The sequence below is a fragment of the Rhodococcus sp. AQ5-07 genome, assembly GCF_009707305.1.
Taxonomy (GTDB): domain Bacteria; phylum Actinomycetota; class Actinomycetes; order Mycobacteriales; family Mycobacteriaceae; genus Rhodococcus_F; species Rhodococcus_F erythropolis.
Genome location: NZ_CP046099.1, coordinates 4,338,881 through 4,357,949, shown reverse-complemented (window position 1 = coordinate 4,357,949; position 19,069 = coordinate 4,338,881). Strand labels below are relative to the sequence as shown.

The window sequence follows — 19,069 nt, the reverse complement described above, 5'->3', positions numbered from 1 at the left end:
ACCACCATGCGCAAGTTGCACACGCACGAAGCCTCGCCGCTCGACGCCACCGCCACGATCTTCACCGGCGCCAAGATCCACACCGTTGACGACAGCACGGCGGGAGCCGAAGCGTTCCTGGTGTTCGGAAACCGCTTTGCCGCGGTGGGGACACTCGAGGAATGCCGCACGGAGGCGCGACGCCTGAGCACTCGCACGACCGCGGTGGTCGAACTCGACGGCGCCACCGTCGTCCCCGGATTCGTCGATCCGCACGCGCACCCGTTGATGTACGGACAGATGCTCAGCTGGGTGGACTGCGGGCCGGAGAAGGCGCACTCGATTCCCGGAATCATTGCCCTGCTTCAGGAAGCGGCACTCACAGCTCCTGCAGGTGTCCCGATTCGCGGATACGGCTATGAGCACCGCAACCTGATCGAAGGGCGTCATCCGCTCAAGGAAGAGCTCGATCAGGTGGCCACCGATCGCGAGGTCTACCTCATGAACGCGAGCGGTCACGGCGGCGTCGTCAACTCCTTCACTTTCGACAAGCACGGCATCGATGCGAGCACTGAGAACCCGGCCGGTGGCGAGTTCTTCCGAGATGCAGACGGCGAGTTGACGGGCGAGCTGTCCGACGCCGCGTGCAACATCCTCACCGGTGTCAACGGTGTGAAGGTCGGCCATCACGGACCCAACTTCCATCTCGAGGACGAGCCGGAAGAGCACCTTCGCCAGCTGTCGGTCGCTCAGGACAAGTTCCTGGCCGGCGGCGTCACCACCATCGGCGACTGCCAGGTGACGCGTCGTGAATTCGACATGTACCTGCGTCTGGCCGAGCAGGATCAGCTCAAGACGCGTGTCAGCATGTACATGCTCAGCCATCTCCTCGATCACGTCATCGACACGGGAATGCATGGCGCCTTCGGCAATTCGCGGCTCGCGTTCGGCGGCATCAAGTTCTACGCCGACGGCACTCTCGGCGGCTGGACCGCATACTTCCCCGACGGCTACGTGGGCGACCCGTGCCGCACCGGGCAGCTCTACCATGAGCCGGCGGACTACTCGGAGCTCATTGCCAAGGCACACTCCGTGGGTCTGCAGACCGCCACACACGCACAGTCGCCGACCGCCATCGACATGGTGCTCGACGCCATCGAAGCAGCGCAGAAGGCTCACCCCGACGCCGACGCGCGTCACCGCATCGAGCACTGCGGACTCCCGACTGCCGAGCAGATCGCCCGGATGAACCTGGCCGGTGTCTACCCGGTGAACCAGCCGCAGCACTACTACAACTGGGGTGAGGGCGTCACCGCGGCGATCGGCACTCCGGGCGAGCGGTTCAACCCGCTCGGGGAGTTCATCGCTGCCGAGGTTCCCGTGACCATCAGCTCCGACGCCCCGGTCGCAGAGCCCAAGCCGCTCGAGGCCATTCAGGCGGCCGTCACTCGTGTGACGCGTCAGGGCCATCAGCTCGGCTCCGATGCACTCCGCATCTCCGCCGACCAGGCACTGCAGGCTCACACGCTCAACGGCGCGCGTGCGCTGGGCCGTGAAGCGGAACTTGGCAGCATCTCGGTCGGCAAGCGGGCCGACTTCGTGATTCTGGGCGCGGATCTCCTCGAGGTTCCGGCCGACGCGATTGCGCAGATCGAGGTCCGGGAGACCTGGATCGACGGCGAACTCGCACATTCAGGTTATAACCACCTATTGTCGAGCACTTCGACCACCGAGGAAAAGTAATGAACCGAGAGCAACAGATCGTGAAGGCCCGCAAGGCGGGATTTGCAGCCTTCGTCGGTACAACCATCGAGTGGTACGACTTCTACGTATATGCCACGGCAGCCGCCCTGGTGTTCGGTGACATCTTCTTCCCGCCCGGAACCGATCGCCTGACCGGCGTTGCGGCGGCGTTCGCGACGTACGCCGTCGGGTTTTTCGCCCGCCCCCTTGGTGGAATCGTGTTCGGCCATGTCGGTGACAAGATGGGCCGACGCACCGCTCTTGTTGTCACCCTGACGCTGATGGGTGCAGGAACATTCCTCATCGGCATGTTGCCCACGTACGCGTCGATCGGGTTCTGGGCGCCGCTACTGCTGGTCGTACTCCGCTTCGTCCAGGGCTTCGCCGTTGGCGGCGAATGGGGTGGCGCAGTCCTGATGGCTGTCGAGCATGCTCCCGAGGACAAGAAGACCTTCTACGGCGGATTCGCTCAGCTGGGCAACCCGGCCGGCGCCCTTCTTGCCACCGGTTTCTTCAGCATTCTCTCCACCTTCGGCGACGACGCTCTGCGCGAGTGGGCTTGGCGTCTGCCGTTCCTCTGCTCGGCACTGCTGATTCTGGTCGGCTTGGTCGTTCGCCTGAAGGTCGAGGAGTCCCCGGTCTTCGAGTCCGAGGTGAAGTCCGCGGACGTTCCGGAGATGCTGCCGCTCAAGTACGCGCTGGTGACCAACTGGCGTCCGATCATCCTCGGTATCGGCATTCTGCCGGTCGCAGTCGGCGGCTACTACCTCGTGACGACCTTCATCACGGCATACGCAACCGACCCCGACGTCGGCTTGTCGGAGACGCTGATTCTCAACGCGCTCAGTGTCGCTGCAGTGGTCGAGTTGATCGCGACCCTGGGAGTTGCGTGGCTCGGCGACAAGGTGGGGCGCGTCCGCGTGGTCATCTGGGGTCTTGCTGCGGTCGCAATACTCGCAGCGCCGCAGTTCCTGGTGCTGAAGTCCGGATCCGTGTTCCTGATCTTCCTGACGTTTGCGGTCATGCGACTGGTGCTTGCTGCCACGTATGGTCCGATCGCCGCCGTTCTCTCGCAGATGTTCAAGCCGCAGGCTCGTTACACAAGTATCTCGTTGGCGTACCAGGGTGCCGGCGCGATCTTCGGCGGATTGTCTCCGCTGGTGTCGACGCTGATGTACAAGGCAACCGGCAGCATCTGGCCGGTCATCGCACTGCTGATCGGCATGTGCATCCTGAGCATCGTCTGCCTGCTCTTCGCTCCGCAGCATGTGGACGAGGCGACGGATACCGAAGACGTCCGGCAGGACCTGAACAAGGAATCGGCCTCCGCCTGACTGCCGAGAATCGGCTTCCGCCTGACTGCCGAGAATCGGCTTCCGCCTGACAACTGAAAACACGAAGCTGGGGCAGTACACGATTTCCGTGTACTGCCCCAGCTGTCGTTTCAGGTCAGTTGTCGTTCAGCGACTGTTACGCGCCGACGAGATGGCGGTGAAAGTGATCGCTGCGTCGGTGGGCCTGGCTGAGATTCCTGATCTCGCGAAGCCAGAAGTGAGACGCCAGCGCGTTGTTGCTTCCGTAGCCGGTGCCGGAGGTGTCCTCGTCGATCAAGGCGACAAGCGCCTTGATCAGGCTGGTGACCTTGAGGTTGTTGGTCTGAGAATGTCGTAGCAGCAGGTCGGCGGCTTCGTCTGTGCTGCAGCGGTAGAGCGTGCAGACAATTTCGAGAGCCCGTTCGCGGAGACGGCCCGAATTGGTCGGGATCCGTAGTCCGTTTGTCGGGACACTGTTCGTCTGGTTGTTCGTGTCGTCGGGGTGAATCATGGTGTTGTACAAGGTATTCCTTTGAACCGCAAGGGTTTTGGACCCGTGCGGTGTGTAGCGCATGTTGATACTGGTGCAGTCGGTACGCGATTGGCGGCGGACTCTGTCGGAGCCTTCGGCCTGGTCAACAATCTGCGGGACTGATGAAAGTGCGTAGTGATCAAAGGCGCGGATTTGCACCGAACTGGAAGTCTGCCCCTGGAACGAATATTGGAACTGTCGTTCCGGGCGAAGCGACCGGCTGCCTGACTGACGGCTGCCCTCTGATAACCCCACCGTACGTCATGGAGTTGGTTTCAGCTAATCCTTTTGCGGGCGATCATGCTCACAGTAGACGGTTTCACCTGCTCAAGGAGTGTTTACGTGATCGATTATTGCTTGCTTGGTGATAGCCCAGGCGTTGGTTGTCGGGTTGCCGAAGTCGCCGTGGCCGACGCCGGGTAGTTCGATCAGGTCGACCACGTCGCCTGCTGCTCGTGCGGCACGGGCATAGCGCCGGCTCTGTTCGACCGACACGACCTTGTCGCCGAGTCCGTGGATCGCCGTGACGGGGAGCCCGGTGGGGAGATGTTCGATCGGTGACGCGATGCGGTAACGGTCAGGATGATCGACCGGCATGCCGCCCAGAAGATTTCGAACAAATCGATCTTTGCCCGCGGTTGCGGCGAGTGTCATGTCGAAGACGCCGGCCATGATCGTCGCCGAACGAATCGGCACGGTGAGGTCAGGCGCGGGAGCATCCGTGTCCTGTTGTGGTCGCGACGCGACCCACGCGGCCAGTTGTCCGCCCGCGGAGTATCCGGCGATGTGCACGCGACCCAAATCCAGTCGCCCGGAGGCCTTTTCCTGAACGATGTCGGCAAGCGCGTTGGTCGCCGCAACGGTATCGGAAAGAGTAGTCGGCCAACCGCCCTGCCCACCTATACGTCTGTATTCGATGTTCCAGACCGCAATTCCGTAGGGGGTCAGCGTTTTTGCCCACGCACCCGCGTACTCCAGATTGCTCTTCTGCGCCCAGCCGCCGCCGTGGATCAATACGACGACTGGCAGGTCGCCGTCCGATCCGGGTGGGAGATACAGATCGCCGAAAGTATCTGCGGCAGCGGCGTAAGCGATGCGCACCGGAGGGACATCGCGGTCGAGACCGGAGGCGCTGGCGACCGAGATCACGAGCGTGAAGATGCAGACGAGCGCTACGGCGAGGTACCTGGCCAAGCGGTCGCGGGAGCGGTGCGCGATGGCTTGATTCCTCTCGGTCTGCGACGGACGATTGTCAGGAAATCAGTCTATCGGTGCCGAGTGAATTCATGGGGTGAGCGAATTTGCGGTGCTTGCTCGTATGCGTAGTTCGCTACGCGTGTGGGTCGGCGCAGAGGGTTCGTCACCGTCGATCAGTGCAAGAAGTGCCTCCACTGCCGACGCCGCTTGTTCTTCGGGAAAAAAGTCGACCGCGGTGATCGGGGGATCGGAGATCAGTAGAGCGGGCTCGTCGCTGTCCTGGGCGATCAAGATACTTCCGGGAATTGACAGGCCGAGATCGAGCGCCGCTCGTGCAGCGGCGGGGGCGCAACCGAGGATGACCGAGAGAATCGCGTCAGGGGGATTCTCGGATGTCAGTGCTTTGTGAGTCGCCGTGTATGCCGCGGCGACGAGTTGTTCGACGGAATTGACGCCCTCGAACGACGCCAGGTCGTCGGCGGCTCGGGGCGACACGCCGTGGATGCGGCACCATTGGAGGTAAGCGATGGTCGTTGCGCGAGTCCATGCCGAATCCATTCCGGGATTGAGGACAAGGATATCCGTTGCGCCCTGTTCGGTGAGGTGGTTCAAGAGCGTTTCGGTCGTGGCGAAGAGATCCGGCGAAATACTCCATCCGAATTGCTCGGGGTTGCCGGGACCCACTACGACAGAAGGTATTCCGAGTTTCTCCAAGATGTCGACGCGAGGGTCGTGCATCATCGGGTCGACGACGATCACACCGTCCATCTCGATGCGACGCAGTCCGTTCGGGTCTTTCATCGACGGCAACAACAGGAGTGAGTGATCGGCGTGGAACGCTGCCTGTGTGGCGGCGGTCGCCACGCGGCCGTACCAGTCGAAGTTGAGGTATTCGGCCGAGGAAGGCTCGTCCGGTGCCGGGAGCATCAACCCGAGGGTGGCGGTTCGACCCGAGCGAAGGTTTTGTGCCGACCGATTGGCTCGGTAACCCAAGCGATCCGCAACCTCTTGAACACGCGCCCGGGTGGCCGAGTCGACTCTGCCCTTGCCGTTGAGTGCGTAGGAAACTGTGGACACGGCGACGCCGGCGGCTGTCGCGACATCGCGAAGCGTCGGGACGTTCGGCGTGATCATCGGGGTCGCGTCCTCTAGTTGCTGGGCGGTTTCTACTCAAGAGTAACGCCCAATCGTTTCAGCAGGGGGAACCTGGCGGACGATTGTTCAGTCGAAGAAAATTCGCCGAATCGTTTCATCAGAGCTATTGACTATGCCGAAACGTTTCGGCACTTTCGTAGAACACCGGGACAACTTCGAGTGAAATTCGGTCGACCTCGGGCACCCTCATTCCCAGTCCATGCGCCTAAATACGACGATCCACGGAGTTACCCCCATGATCGAGAAAACCCGTCCGCGTCGCGCGGGCGCTGCTGCCGCGTGGTCGGCCCCTGGTGGCTTTGTCGAACGGCCGGGATTGATTCCGGGAGCGCCTGAGATTTGGGTCTACGCAGACAAGTTCTCCTACTTCGCCGGTGACACCGTCTCGGTGCGGGTCCACACCACCGCTGACGAATACGACATCGAGGTGGTGCGTGACGGCGCGCGCCCACAGAGCATCGTCAAGTACATCGGGCTACCAGGAAAACAACAGTCGACGCCCGACGACGCCTATGCGACCGGGTGTGATTGGTCGGAATCCGTTGCCTTCACCGTTGCACCGAATTGGGCTTCGGGGATGTACCTGATCCTGGTTCGAATGCGTCACGAAGGTGTGGTCGTCGAACGTGAGGGCTTCTTCATTGTCAAGGCACGTGAACCCGAGCACGCTGACATGGTCCTCATCCACACCACGAGCACGATGTTGGCCTACAACGACTGGGGCGGAGCCAACAATTTCCGTGGTGCCCCGGACGGTTTCGGCGACGTGGCGACACCGATTTCGTCGACGCAGCGTCCCATCGCGCGCGGGATGTTGCGCAAACCCGAAGGTGCAGCGCGAAACATTCACACCGATATGCCGGGAATCGGATGGGTTCCGCGGCACCCGCCGTACGAATGGGCCTGGGTGAACGGATACTCGCGCCATCACGCCGACGCATTCTGGGCGACGTACGAACGCCCGTTCACGGTGTGGGCGGAGGAGCAAGCGTTTCTCGTACACCACATCACCCAGCACGACCTACATGAGGATCCTTCAGCGCTGCGCGGATATTCGTGTGCAGTCGTCGTCGGTCACGACGAGTACTGGTCGTGGGAAATGCGTGATCGTCTCGACGCATTTGTCGAAGGAGGAGGCGGCCTGGCGCGATTCGGCGGGAACTTCCTGTGGCAGGTACGCATCGAAGGTGACGCGCAGATTTGTTACAAGAACCCCTTCGACGATCCCATACGAGAAGTAGACCCCACCCGCGTCACCACGGCATGGGATTCCCCCGAGATTGATCGGCCGGGCGCGTGGACGATGGGTTTGACCGCGATGGCGGGGGTGTACAACCGTTACGGCGCAACAACTCCGAGGTCATCCGGCGGCTTTACCGTATACCGGCCCGACCATTGGGCATTGAACGGAACCGACCTGTATTACGGTGATAACTTCGGAATCGCGCCGGTCTGTATTGCTGCCTTCGCAATGGACGGTGCGGACTACACGTTCAGGAAGGGTCTGCCGTACGCCACCGGTGTCGACGGTGCACCAGAGGATCTGGAAATCATCGCAATGGCGCCGGCAGTTTCGGGGTCACGGGACAACTGGAACGGCACCGTTCCGATTGGTGCGCCCTTCGCCGAGTTGTCGGGAATCTTCGAAAGTGCCTATGGGAGAGAACTCCCCGAGCATCTGCGCGAGTTCGAATACGGTTCGGGAATGGTGGCGACACATCAGCGCGGTCTCGGAACCGTTTTCAATGCCGGGACGACCGAGTGGGTCAGTGGACTGATTCACCGGGATCCTTTCACCGAACGAATAACCGCAAACGTACTGAATCTGTTTGCTGCGCAACTGTCGAGTTTCACTGAGGAGACAGACTGACGGCGGCGACCAGCGGTAGAGTTTGTTGCCCGAGGATGATGGCCGAAGGAGGATTCATACGTACGTATGTATGGAGATGGAAATCGACTTGACCAGGGTTTTTAATCCAAACTACCGTAGTCTTCGCCGTTCAGTTGGATGACGGGTGGGTGTGGGGAGCTGCCGAACTTCGGCAGTCACGTGCGGATCTCCACGATCAGATCCGCACGTGACCTGGCCGCTGCGATTACGTCGGCGTTCGGTTGATCCACCCGTCTCACCCAGTCCGCGGCCGCTTCGGAACTCCTCCCGAAGCGGCTGTGGCGTTTCACCAACCGCTGCGTGCGTGTCGCCTCCGGAACCTCGAGGTACCAGACGGTGTCGATCGCCGCTCGTACTTGTGGCCAGCTGCCGTTTGGTAGGAGGAGGTAGTTTCCCTCGGTGACGATCAACGGCGTTCGAGGCTCGACAGCGGTTGCGCTGCCGATTGATTCGTCGATCTCGCGATCGAAGACGGGCGCGTACACAATGGAGTCTTCGGATCGGAGGCGGTGTAGAAGCGCCGCGTATCCGTCGGCGTCGAAAGTTTCCGGAGCGCCTTTTTGTCCACGCCTGCCGAGTCGGTCGAGTTCCCGATTGGCAAGGTGAAAGCCGTCCATCTCGACGACGGTGCAGAGTGAGTCCAGTTTCTGCGCAATTGCCTGTGAAGCCGTCGATTTCCCGGCTCCGGGGGCTCCCGCGATGCCGAGAATGTATCGGCCGTTGTCGGTGATCAGTGAAGCGGCGCGTGAGGCAAGTTGATCGAGCGTCAGCGAGACGGTCGGCGGTGAGGTCCTCACTTGTTGCTCCGATCAGTCCGAGGTCCGGTGGATCGAGGGTACGCCGGAGGTCTTCGACCGTTGACAGTCTGAATGGACTGTGAAACTGTGAGCCATGCCACTCGAGAGACTGGAGGTGTGACCGTGACCCTGCGTGACGCGCAGCGCGAAGCCACGCGCCACCGGATTCTCGATGCGGCAACGGATTTACTGATAGCGGACGGGTATTCGTCGTTGACGACGCAGTCGGTTCAAACGGCTGCCGGAGTCAGTCGGGGCGCTCTCCTGCACCACTTTCCGAATATGCAGGAGCTCACTGCCGCGTTGGTGTCGAACATCGTCGTGCGGAACGAGGCGGCGGTGAGGTCGGCGATGTCTCGACAAGACCCGTCGGTGGATACGATCGAGAACTCGATCTCCGCTTTGTATTCGGCGTTGACTCAGCCGCCGTTCCAAGCGGAACTCGAACTGTGGTCGGCGGCTCGGACGGATCCGGTGTTGGCGGAGGTTCTCCGCGAATCGGAGCGCGTCGCCGGGCGGGATTTGCAGCGAGTTGTCCATGACGCGTTCGGGCCTGAAATTGTTGCTTCCGAGAACTATTCGCAAATTGCAGATCTAACCGTGCTGATGCTCCGTGGTTTGGCGTTGTCCCGGGCGGTACACAAGAGCGATGCCTCTGCGCGTCGTTCGATCAGTCAATGGGCGGGCGTAGTTCGCCTGCTGCTCACCCAGAACTAGCGCAACTCGTTTCGTTCGAAATGCGCTCGATCGACAGGACCGATGATGACAGATTTTGCGACCCTGAAATACGAGACCTCTGGTGGTAAGGCGTACATCACCCTGAACCGCCCCGATCGGCTCAACGCAATCGACGATCGGATGCCGTCGGACATCCGAAATGCAGTTGCGGCGGCCAATGACGACGACGACGTTCGCGTGATCATCTTGCAAGGCGCAGGCAAGGCGTTTTGCGCCGGGTACGACCTCAAGAAGTTCGCCGAAGGAGATCTCGACGGAAAGTGGAATCAAGGCCCGGTGTGGGACCCCATCAAGGACTTTCGGGGTATGAAGCAGAACACCGACGACTTCTTCACCCTCTGGCGATCGCTCAAGCCGACCATCTGCAAAGTTCAGGGTCATGCAGTCGCAGGCGGAAGCGATATTGCGCTGTCCTGCGACATGCTGATCATGGCTGACGACGCCCGCATCGGATACCCGCCTGCTCGCGTCTGGGGTTGCCCGACCACAGCTATGTGGGTGTACCGCCTCGGGGCGCAACGCGCCAAGCGAATGTTGTTGACGGGAGACACCATTGACGGTGTCACCGCCGCCGATTGGGGATTGGCGCTCGAATCGGTGCCGGCCGACGAACTGGACGCTGCGGTGGAGGCGTTGGCGGATCGCATCGCCGGTGTCCCGCTCAATCAATTGGCAATGCAGAAGATGATGATCAATCAGGCGTACGACAACATGGGGTTGCAGGGTACCCAGGTGCTGGCAACCCTGTTCGACGGAATCACGCGCCACTCGCCGGAAGGGCGCTGGTTCAAGGATTTTGCCGAACGCGACGGATTTCACGCCGCGGTGCAGTACCGCGATTCCGGCCGCAAGATTCCAGACGGAGGCGGGCCGCTCCCCGAATCCGACACCCCTTCACGATAGAAAGTGGATGTGAGATGAGCAGTGTTCTCGAAACGTCGTACTTCCCCGCGGACGTGTCGGACCCGATAGTGGAACAAACGGTCGGCGGGCTGCTCCGAGAGTGCGCCGCGGACTCGCCGAACCTGATTGCAATCAGAGAAGTGGTTCCGACGCAATCGCATTCGTTGTCCGGTGCCTCCGAGACGGATCGCACCTGGACCTTTGCGGAACTCCTGGGTGAAGCGGAGGGGTGCGCGCACTACCTCTTGTCGCAGTTCGACCGCGGCGACCGGATAACGGTCTGGGCTCCGAACATTCCGGAGTGGATGATTCTGCAGTACGGCGCCGCGCTCGCCGGAATGGTTCTGGTGACTGCCAATCCGGCGTTGGGCGCCGAGGAGTTGGCGTACGTCCTGTCGCAGTCCCAGTCCCGCGGGTTGTTCCACACCGGAAAGTTTCGCGGCGGTGACATGGCGGCGGTGGCATCCGAGGCGATTTCGATTGCGGGAGCAGAAGTTCTGGCAGTGAACTTCGAGGACTGGGATCGTCAGGTTCGAGGTTGGGCCGGCGAACGGGGCGCACTGCCGGAAGTCTCTCCTGACGACAATGCGCAGATCCAGTACACGTCGGGAACCACCGGAGTTCCCAAAGGTGCGCTGCTGCATCACCGAGGACTGGTCAACAATGCCGATTTCGTCAGTCGGAGAGGTCAATTCCCCGAACGGGGTTCGGTGGTCTCGGCGATGCCGCTCTTCCACACCGCTGGGTGCGGCATCCTGGTCCTCGGCGCCGCACAGCGAAGAATGTCCATCGGTCTGATCCAGTATTTCGACCCGACTGCGGTTCTCGATGCGGCGGAACGCTTTCGGGCCGACGTGGTCAGTGGAGTTCCGACGATGCTGATCGCGATGATCAACGACGCCAGCTTCGCGAGCCGCGATTTCTCGGCCTGTTCGGTGGTCGTGTCGGGTGGGTCGTCGGTCCCGCCCGAACTCGTGAGCACGGTGGAATCGGCCTTCGGTGCGGGGTTCAGCATCGTCTACGGACAAACCGAGGCGAGCCCCGTGATCACGCAGACCAGCCCCGCCGACACCCCCGAAGACAAATCGGAGACGGTCGGTCTCGCGTTGCCGCAGGTCGAGGTGAAGATTTCCGACGTGGTGACCGGGGACAGCGTGCCACTCGGCGAACAAGGTGAGATCTGCGCGCGCGGGTACCTCGTCATGACCGAATACTTCCGCAACCCGGAGGCTTCGGCCGCCACCGTGGACAAGGACGGTTGGTTACATACCGGCGACTTGGGGACGATGGATCAGCGTGGATACGTCCGGGTGACCGGCCGGCTCAAGGACATGATCATCCGCGGCGGGGAGAACATCTATCCGCGAGAGGTCGAGTCCGTGATCTTCACACATCCGAAGATCCTCGATGTGGCGGTCGTGGGTGTGCCTGACGAGGTATGGGGCGAGCGGGTGGTTGCCGTCATCATGTGGAAAGACGAGTCCGACCAGCCGACCGCAGCCGAACTGGTCGAGTTCTGCACCGAGCGACTGGCACGCCACAAAGCACCCAAGGAGTGGTTCAGTGCAGAAGCATTTCCTCTGACCGGCTCGGGCAAGATTCAGAAATATCGAATTGCAAGCCTGGTCGGCGAGGGCGCCTACGGCGTCGTCAGCTGACCCGAGCGCATAGCACGTCGGAGCGATTCTGTCTGGGTTATCCCCTTAAATCGCTCCGATGTGCCCTGTTTATCCTGGTGGCGTGAGTTCATCTTTCGGTGAGACCGGACACAAAGCCACCTCCAGCCGCATCCGCGCCACAGCCTTTGCGTCGAAGGTGATGGCCGCGTCCGACGCTGTGAAGTTCATTCACCCCGGCGACACGGTCTCGATCAGCGGTTTCGCAAGCGCCGGTACCCCCAAGGTGATCATTCCGGCACTGGCCGAGCGCATTCACCACACCCGCGGCAACGGATCGAACTTCACGATCAATCTCCTGACCGGTGCTTCGGTGTCCACCGAGACCGAAAGGCTGCTCGCCGAGGTCGACGGAATCGCGCTGCGTATGCCGTATCAGTCCGAGGCCACCGCGCGTCGCCGCATCAACGACGGTCGCATGGACTACGTCGACATCCATCTCTCCCACGTTGCTCAGCAGGTGTGGGAGGGCTACTACGGCAACGTCGACGTCGCGGTCGTCGAAGTCGCCGGTATCACCGAATCAGGTGAACTGATTCCCTCCGCGTCGATCGGCAACAACAAGACGTGGCTCGACGTCGCAGACAAGGTCATTCTCGAAGTCAACTCCTGGGTGCCCGAGGCGATGGAAGGCATCCACGACGTCTACTACGGCACCGCGTTGCCGCCGCATCGCAAGCCTCTCGAGATCACCCGCGTCGAAGACCGGATCGGCCAGACGACATTCCGAGTGGATCCCGCGAAGGTTGTGGCCGTTGTCGAGACGGACTGCCGAGACAGCGCGAGCCCTCTCACTGCACCCGACGCCGTCAGTGAGGCGATCGCCGGCCACGTCCTGGAATTCTTCGACTTCGAGGTGCGCGCCGGACGGATGCCGGCGGATACCTTGCTTCCGCTGCAGGCAGGCATCGGCAATGTTGCCAATGCGGTCCTCGGCGGTCTCGATCGGGGGCCGTACCGCGGCCTGACCTGCTACTCCGAGGTCATCCAGGACGGGATGCTCAAGCTGATCAAGGACGGAACCGTCGCGCATGCGTCGTCGACGGCTTTGGCGCTCACCGACGAGGGCATCGAAGAACTGACCGCGAACATAGACTTCTACCGCAACCACATCACGCTCCGTCCGCAGGAAATCAGCAACCACCCAGAGGTGGTGCGCAGACTCGGAATCATCGCCATGAACGGCATGCTCGAGGCCGACATCTACGGCAACGTGAACTCGACGCACGTCATGGGGACGAAGATCATGAACGGAATCGGCGGCTCGGGGGACTTCGCCCGCAACGGCTACGTGTCCATGTTCTTGAGCCCGTCGACGGCCCGCGGCGGTGAGATCTCGGCGATCGTTCCGATGGTTCCGCACGTCGACCACACCGAGCACGACACTCAGGTGTTGGTCACCGAGCAGGGGTTGGCCGATCTGCGCGGTCTGTCTCCGCGGCGACGCGCGCGCCTGATCGTCGACAACTGTGCTCACCCGGAGTTCCGGCCACTGCTCCGCGATTACATCGCTCGCGCCGACGCTCAGCCGGGCGCGGGGCAGACGCCGCACATCCTGGGCGAGGCATTCTCGTTCCATCAGCGGTACATCGACACGGGTTCGATGCGCTTGTCCTGACCTTCCGATCGGTGCTTGTACGATCTTCGGACGCCGAGCAAATCAGGAGTGAAGAGCGACATGGCTCGACCGTCGAAACCGTTGATCAGCCGAACCACCGCAGTTGCCGCAGCAATCTCGATTATCGATGCCGAGGGCTTGGACGCTTTCAGCCTTCCGCGTCTGGCTAAGTACCTCGACGTCAAAGCTCCGTCGTTGTATCACCATTTCTCCGACAAGAACGAGATTTTGACGGAGGTTGCGCGAGCAATCGTGTTCGAGACCAGGATTCCGCGTCAGCCCGCGTCAGGTGATTGGCAGGACTGGGTTGTCGCGTACGGCTTGAACTTTCGGGATGTGATTCTGCGTCACCGCAATGCCGCGCCGGTGATGTTGCAGTTTCTTCCGCGAGACCTCGTGACTGACATGTTCGAGGCTGCAGCAGATTACCTCGAGGGTTCGGGAGTTCCTGTGCGGCTGCATGTTCAGATCCTCGACGGCCTCGAGAAGCTGACCTTGGGTGTCACCCTCACTGAGGCGATGAGGCCCGAGGCCAAGCGTTCCGCCGTTTTTGCCAACGTAGATCGAATTGCCCATCCGGTTCTCGACGCCGCGCTGAAGTCGAATCAACGTACGCCCAGGCAGTTGTACGAACAGATGATGCGAAGTTTCCTCTACGGGGTTCTTCACGCCGACCAGGTGGATAACTCGATCTGATCAAGCGGCAGGTACAGATGCCTTTTCGCCGTCGACGGCAAGGGCGACTGATTCCTTGGTATTGCGAACCTGCGCGTATGCGATCGTTGCGGCGGCGAGCAGGGTCGGTACGACGAAGAGGAAGAAGATGGATTCCGTCGTCCAGGATCGGTCGACGAGTAGACCGATCCCCAACGGCGTCACGATACTTCCGATGCGGCCGAGTCCCGCTGCGATTCCGAGAGCGGAGACACGTGCTTCGGGGCGGAAGAGGATCGGCACCATGACATACAGGCCGGTGTAGGCCGCGGTCATACACAGCCCGAGCAGAGCTGACGCCACCAGCGCGGGGCTGAGTTGAGTCGAGACCAGAGCGAGGACGCCGAACAGTAGCGAGCCGGCGAGGATGAAGCCCATGGTGATCCACATCGAGGCGAATCGAAGGGCCAGGCCGGCGAAGACCAGCGTTCCGAGCGCGCCGCCGAGCGAGAACATCAGTCCACCACTGATTCCGGCGTTGTTGGACATGCCGGCAAGCTTGAGAAGTTTCGGTGTCCAGGTATTGCCGAAGAAGTATGCGATGTTGACCAGGCCGAAGACGATGCATGTCGTCGCCAGGGCCCAGGACTTCAGGTGAGCCGATCCGGAGACGTTCGGTGACCGCCGCACAGGTGTCGTGTGATTACCCGTGGCCGGGACTCCGGTCAGTTTCATCTTGGAAATCAGTTCGTCCAGCTTCTTTCGCGACGACTCGGTTCCCTTGGCGGCGAGGAAGTCCGGCGATTCTGGGATTCCGAAATAGGCCACACCCGCCATTATTGCCGTGACGACCGCGCCGAGCAGGAATGCGGAGTGCCAGCCGTACGTCGACATCAGCACCGCTGCTCCGGCGCCGCCGAGTACACCACCGAGTGGAATGCCGATCGCGAACAGCGCGATGAGCGTCGAGCGCTTGCGTGCAGGTGCGTACTCGCCGACGATGATCGGCGAACTCGGGATGATGCCGCCCATACCGACGCCGGCCAGCAGACGCGCAAGCGCAAGTTGTGTGACGTCGCCGCTCGCTGCGGACAGTAGAAGACCGACTGTGATGACGACCAGCGAACCGATCAGCAGGGGGCGGCGCCCGTATCGGTCGCCGACCGGTCCCAAGGCGATCGAGCCGACCGCCATGCCGATGAGGCCGGCGCTGAAAAGCATGCCGGACTGGGTGCCGGATATTCCCCAGTCGTCCGTGATCGGCAGTATGGCGAGTGACATCGAAAGGATGTCGTATCCCTCGGCCATGTTGACCAGCGTGCACAGAAGGATTACCCGTATTTGGAGTCTGCTGAGTGGAGACGCATCGATCAGTTCGCGTGCTGAAGCCATCGTGTTCCTTAGTCGGAAGGGGTGGTTGCGGGTGTGACTTGGCTTGTGCGCTCGGGTGATGTTCACCAGCAGCAGTTTTCGAGTGGACACTGAATCGATGTGCCTCAAGTCACATCGGTTAATCTAACGCAGTTCGGTTAAATGGTCAACGCATACGCCTTCGGTAAACCTAATGGCGTATGGTTTAGTGTACGAGACGGGATGATTCTGCTGAGTCTGTTCGACTGTTAGCTCTATTCTGTTGTTGTGCAACAGTTTTGCAGTTGTCGATGGTTGACAGGTCGGCCGGGGGAGCTTACGTTTCGCCGAGATGTAAACAGTTACTGACAACTTCCTGGGACGCTGCGGCCCGCAGGAAGGAAGGAATGGTTTCCCATGGCCCTCTCCGATTTCTTCGACCAAGGGTGGAGCGTCGATCCCGCTGCCATCGCATATCGTCACGGCGACGTCGACTGGACGTTCGAAGAAGCGGGTTCGCTGTCCTGTCGTGTCGCGAACGCGTTGCTGCGAGACGGAATGAAGCCGGAAACGAAGATCGGCGTTCTCTCTCCCAATGATCCAGCGGCGTGGTTATGCGTCATCGCTGCCTGGCGTGCCGGTGGAACCTGGGTGCCTCTCAACCCGAACAGTCCGATCACGGACAGCATTGGATTCGTCAACCAGTTCGATTGCGAGATTCTCTTCTATCACCCTGCGCTTGCAGCAGCTGTAGACGAGATTCACGCTGCAGTCGGCGACCGCATCCAGTACATCCGCCTCGAAGGAGCAGTGGACTCCGCCGAGTGTGTTCGTGACTACGCCCGCGCTTTGACGGACTGGCTCGGCGATTCTCCGTCGACGCATCCGAGGGTCGACGTTCCGCAGGATTCCGTGGCGATGATTTCGCCGACCGGCGGTACGACAGGCGCTCCCAAGGGCGTGATGAACACCCACCGCAGCTTCTCGATGTGTGTTGCGCAGCTGATGCTTGCCATGCACTATCGCGCCGACGAGAAGGTGGTCAACCTCGCGGCTGCCCCCATGACGCACTCCGCCGGAATGCTGACCCTGCCGGCAACTGCCCGCGGCGGCGCCGTCGTCGTGTTGAAGCGGCCGGATCCGGAGACCCTGCTCGAGTCGATCGACCGATACAACGTCACCGACCTGTTCCTGCCGCCCACCGTGATCTACCGGTTGATCGAACATCCGGATCTGGCGAACTACGATCTCACGTCGCTGCGGTACTTCCTCTATGGTTCTGCCCCGATGTCGGCCGAGAAGCTGCGCAAGTGCTTGAAGGTTCTGGGTCCGGTGATGATCGAATGCTTCGGCCAGACAGAAGCTCCCGGCTCCATCAGTTTCCTGCGCCCCGAGCAGCACTTTGTCGACGGCGAGATCGCCGACGACGCCCGATTGCTGTCTTGTGGTCGGCCGTCGCCGTTGATCAGAGTCGAAATCCGCGACGACGAAGACAACGCGCTTCCGAGCGGTGAGCGTGGCGAAATCTGCGTACGCGGAGACCTGGTCATGAAGGGGTACTACAACAACCCCGAGGCGACCGCCGACACCATACGTGACGGTTGGCTTCACACCGGCGACATCGGATACCTCGACAACGAAGGGTTTCTGACGCTCACCGACCGCAAGAAAGACATGATCATCTCGGGCGGATTCAACGTCTTCCCAGCTGAGGTCGAGCAGGTGATCTGGTCGCACCCCGCTGTGCAGGACTGTGCCGTCATCGGCATTCCGGACCCGGAATGGGGCGAGGCCGTCACCGCTGTCGTCGAGCTCAACGAGGGCGCAGAAGTAGGTGCCGACGAGCTGATTGCTCTGTGCCGCAACAAGCTCGGAGGTGTTCGTAGTCCCAAGCGAATCGACTTCGTCGAACGACTCCCGCGCAGCGTCAACGGGAAGGTCCTCAAGAAGGATCTCCGAGAACTCTACTGGGCTGATCAGGCTCGACGAGTCTGAAGAACAGGACTGACGAATAATGCACCCTTCATTCGACGATGCCGCCCTGCGATGTGAAGGCACGAGCATCAGACTGCTGGCTTCGCAGTGCAGTCGGTGCGAGAACATCAGCTTCCCTTGCCGTGAGCGTTGCGCCAAGTGCTACGCCCCGGCGACCCAGATCGAACTGGCCGAGTCCGGTACCGTCTTATCGCATTGCACTGCAGCATTTCCGATTGCCGGAGCGCAACCTCCCGTGACCATCGCGCAGGTGCGTATCGGTGACGCCGACATCGAAATTCTGGGAGTCAGTGCCGATCCCGTTCGAATCGGTGATGTGGTTTCCGTTGTTCCCCGGAGTGCGGGCACGGAAGACTCACTGTTCACGACATACGGTTTCGAAAAGGAGTCGCGCGATGCGTGAGGTATACATCTCGGGCGTCGGAATGACGCCGTTCGTTTCCAAAACGACGACACCGCCACATGTTCAGGGTGGACAGGCGTTGAACGCGGCCCTCGGGGATTCCGGACTGGACTGGGCTGAAGTCGGCCTGCTCGTGGTCGGTGCCGTCGGTACCGGAATGTCGACCGCTCCGCTGGTTCTGCACGAAATGGCGTGGACCGGGATTCCTGCTGTTGCGGTAGAGAACGCATCAGCCACCGGCACAGCGGCTTTCGAGCAGGCCCGCGCTGCTGTGGCATCGGGGCAGGTGGAAACTGCCGCGGTGGTCGGAGTCGGAAGCCTCGGTGCTCTCTTGATGAGCCGCGCTGCCGAAGGGGAACGTGAACCGGACTTGATTTCTGTATCCGGCATCGCAGTTCCTGCTGTTCCGTTTGCGTTGATGAAGCAGGCCCGCATGCATCGACACGGCGAATCGGCCGACGCCAGCCTCCTGGTGGTGGAGAAGAACCTCTTCAATGCAAGCCGAAACCCCATGGCGCAGCGTAACAAAGCATTGACGATGGACGAGTTGAAAGCTGCACCGATGCTGGTGGATCCGCTCCGGCGCGTCGAATCCTGCCCGATCGGTGACGGCGCAGCGGCAGTCGTCATCACCAGCAGAAAACTCGCGAACGCCAGTCGGGCCGTCCGAGTGGCTGCCGCCGTAGCGGAGACGGACAAGTGGCACGGGGCTGCCGCGTTCATGCCTGATCTCGGTGTGACCAAGCGGGTCTCCGCCCGTGCCTACGAGCAAGCTGACATTCGCCCCGACAACGTCGACGTCGTAGAGGTTCACGAGGCTTTCAGCGTCGAAGAACTGCAGTACATCGAGGATCTCGGGTTGGCGGCGGAAGGGAAGGCGTCGTTCGCGATGGCAGACGGCGATTTCCACATCGGAGGCCGTGTCGCGGTCAGCCCCAGCGGTGGACTGATCGGCCGTGGGCATCCCGGTGGAGCTACCGGCCTGTCCCAGTTCGTCGAGATCACGCAGCAGATTCGTGGGCAGTCCGGGGTCCGTCAGCACGACGGTGCGCGGATCGGATTCGCGCAGATGATCGGAGCCGGCGGAGTGAGTTACGCGCACATCCTGGTCGGCGAAGACTAGCG

The 19,069-nt window shown here is 61.4% G+C and carries 16 protein-coding genes; 11 read left to right on the top strand and 5 right to left on the bottom strand.

Annotation, left to right across the window (positions count from 1 at the left end; all coding sequences use genetic code 11):
• Window positions 1-6: 6 nt before the first annotated feature.
• Both GJB56_RS20345 and GJB56_RS20340 read left to right on the top strand, forming a co-directional pair.
• Window positions 7-1,722 (top strand): amidohydrolase, encoded by a 1,716-nt coding sequence (locus GJB56_RS20345; protein WP_020909525.1) that lies wholly within the window; start codon window positions 7-9, stop codon window positions 1,720-1,722.
• On the top strand, window positions 1,722-3,056 hold the full coding sequence (locus GJB56_RS20340) for an MFS transporter (protein WP_113682739.1): 1,335 nt from the start codon (window positions 1,722-1,724) through the stop codon (window positions 3,054-3,056). The genes GJB56_RS20345 and GJB56_RS20340 overlap by 1 nt, the downstream gene beginning before the upstream one ends.
• A gap of 136 nt (window positions 3,057-3,192) precedes the next feature.
• Here the strand turns inward: GJB56_RS20340 and GJB56_RS20335 are convergent, their stop codons facing one another.
• The 3 genes from GJB56_RS20335 to GJB56_RS20325 all read right to left on the bottom strand — a co-directional run bounded on the left by GJB56_RS20335 (window position 3,193) and on the right by GJB56_RS20325 (window position 5,898).
• Window positions 3,193-3,558, bottom strand: a complete 366-nt coding sequence (locus GJB56_RS20335; RefSeq protein ID WP_113682893.1) for an ANTAR domain-containing protein — start codon at window positions 3,556-3,558, stop codon at window positions 3,193-3,195.
• Between the two features lie 336 nt (window positions 3,559-3,894).
• Window positions 3,895-4,761, bottom strand: a complete 867-nt coding sequence (locus tag GJB56_RS20330; RefSeq protein ID WP_113682738.1) for an alpha/beta hydrolase family protein — start codon at window positions 4,759-4,761, stop codon at window positions 3,895-3,897.
• Between the two features lie 90 nt (window positions 4,762-4,851).
• The gene (locus GJB56_RS20325; RefSeq protein WP_069145395.1) at window positions 4,852-5,898 is read right to left on the bottom strand and encodes a LacI family DNA-binding transcriptional regulator; all 1,047 of its coding nucleotides are present in this window, start codon (window positions 5,896-5,898) and stop codon (window positions 4,852-4,854) included.
• A 256-nt stretch (window positions 5,899-6,154) separates the two neighbouring features.
• Here GJB56_RS20325 and GJB56_RS20320 point away from each other — a divergent pair, with 256 nt between their 5' ends.
• Window positions 6,155-7,789, top strand: a complete 1,635-nt coding sequence (locus tag GJB56_RS20320) for a N,N-dimethylformamidase beta subunit family domain-containing protein (RefSeq protein WP_113682737.1) — start codon at window positions 6,155-6,157, stop codon at window positions 7,787-7,789.
• Window positions 7,790-7,965: 176 nt separating this feature from the next.
• On the opposite strand, the gene GJB56_RS20315 is transcribed toward GJB56_RS20320, so the two are convergent.
• Complete coding sequence (locus tag GJB56_RS20315) at window positions 7,966-8,607, bottom strand: nucleoside/nucleotide kinase family protein (protein WP_069145397.1); 642 nt, start codon at window positions 8,605-8,607, stop codon at window positions 7,966-7,968.
• A 117-nt stretch (window positions 8,608-8,724) separates the two neighbouring features.
• Here GJB56_RS20315 and GJB56_RS20310 point away from each other — a divergent pair, with 117 nt between their 5' ends.
• From GJB56_RS20310 to GJB56_RS20290, 5 genes are all read left to right on the top strand, one after another.
• Window positions 8,725-9,324 carry a TetR/AcrR family transcriptional regulator gene (locus tag GJB56_RS20310; RefSeq protein WP_021331692.1) on the top strand — a complete coding sequence of 200 codons (600 nt, stop codon included), beginning with the start codon at window positions 8,725-8,727 and terminating at the stop codon, window positions 9,322-9,324.
• A 45-nt stretch (window positions 9,325-9,369) separates the two neighbouring features.
• A complete protein-coding gene (locus GJB56_RS20305; protein WP_020971163.1) occupies window positions 9,370-10,248 on the top strand; it encodes a crotonase/enoyl-CoA hydratase family protein in 879 nt (292 codons plus the stop codon).
• 14 nt (window positions 10,249-10,262) lie between these two features.
• The gene (locus GJB56_RS20300; protein ID WP_113682736.1) at window positions 10,263-11,906 is read left to right on the top strand and encodes an AMP-binding protein; all 1,644 of its coding nucleotides are present in this window, start codon (window positions 10,263-10,265) and stop codon (window positions 11,904-11,906) included.
• Between the two features lie 160 nt (window positions 11,907-12,066).
• A complete protein-coding gene (locus tag GJB56_RS20295) occupies window positions 12,067-13,542 on the top strand; it encodes an acetyl-CoA hydrolase/transferase family protein (RefSeq protein WP_230091226.1) in 1,476 nt (491 codons plus the stop codon).
• Between the two features lie 60 nt (window positions 13,543-13,602).
• Window positions 13,603-14,238, top strand: a complete 636-nt coding sequence (locus tag GJB56_RS20290; RefSeq protein WP_031333860.1) for a TetR/AcrR family transcriptional regulator — start codon at window positions 13,603-13,605, stop codon at window positions 14,236-14,238.
• Here GJB56_RS20290 and GJB56_RS20285 read toward each other — a convergent pair whose 3' ends face one another.
• Window positions 14,239-15,588, bottom strand: coding sequence for an MFS transporter (locus GJB56_RS20285; protein ID WP_020971159.1), 1,350 nt, complete (start codon window positions 15,586-15,588; stop codon window positions 14,239-14,241).
• Window positions 15,589-15,963: 375 nt separating this feature from the next.
• On the opposite strand from GJB56_RS20285, the gene GJB56_RS20280 reads away from it, so the two are divergent.
• The 3 genes from GJB56_RS20280 (at window position 15,964) to GJB56_RS20275 (ending at window position 19,067) form a co-directional block, all read left to right on the top strand.
• Window positions 15,964-17,541: an AMP-binding protein gene (locus GJB56_RS20280; protein ID WP_003942916.1), complete on the top strand. Its 1,578-nt coding sequence runs from the start codon at window positions 15,964-15,966 to the stop codon at window positions 17,539-17,541.
• Between the two features lie 235 nt (window positions 17,542-17,776).
• Window positions 17,777-17,944 carry a hypothetical protein gene (locus GJB56_RS31420; protein ID WP_003942869.1) on the top strand — a complete coding sequence of 56 codons (168 nt, stop codon included), beginning with the start codon at window positions 17,777-17,779 and terminating at the stop codon, window positions 17,942-17,944.
• Window positions 17,937-19,067, top strand: coding sequence for a thiolase family protein (locus GJB56_RS20275; protein ID WP_021345889.1), 1,131 nt, complete (start codon window positions 17,937-17,939; stop codon window positions 19,065-19,067). The genes GJB56_RS31420 and GJB56_RS20275 overlap by 8 nt, the downstream gene beginning before the upstream one ends.
• Window positions 19,068-19,069 lie beyond the last annotated feature (2 nt).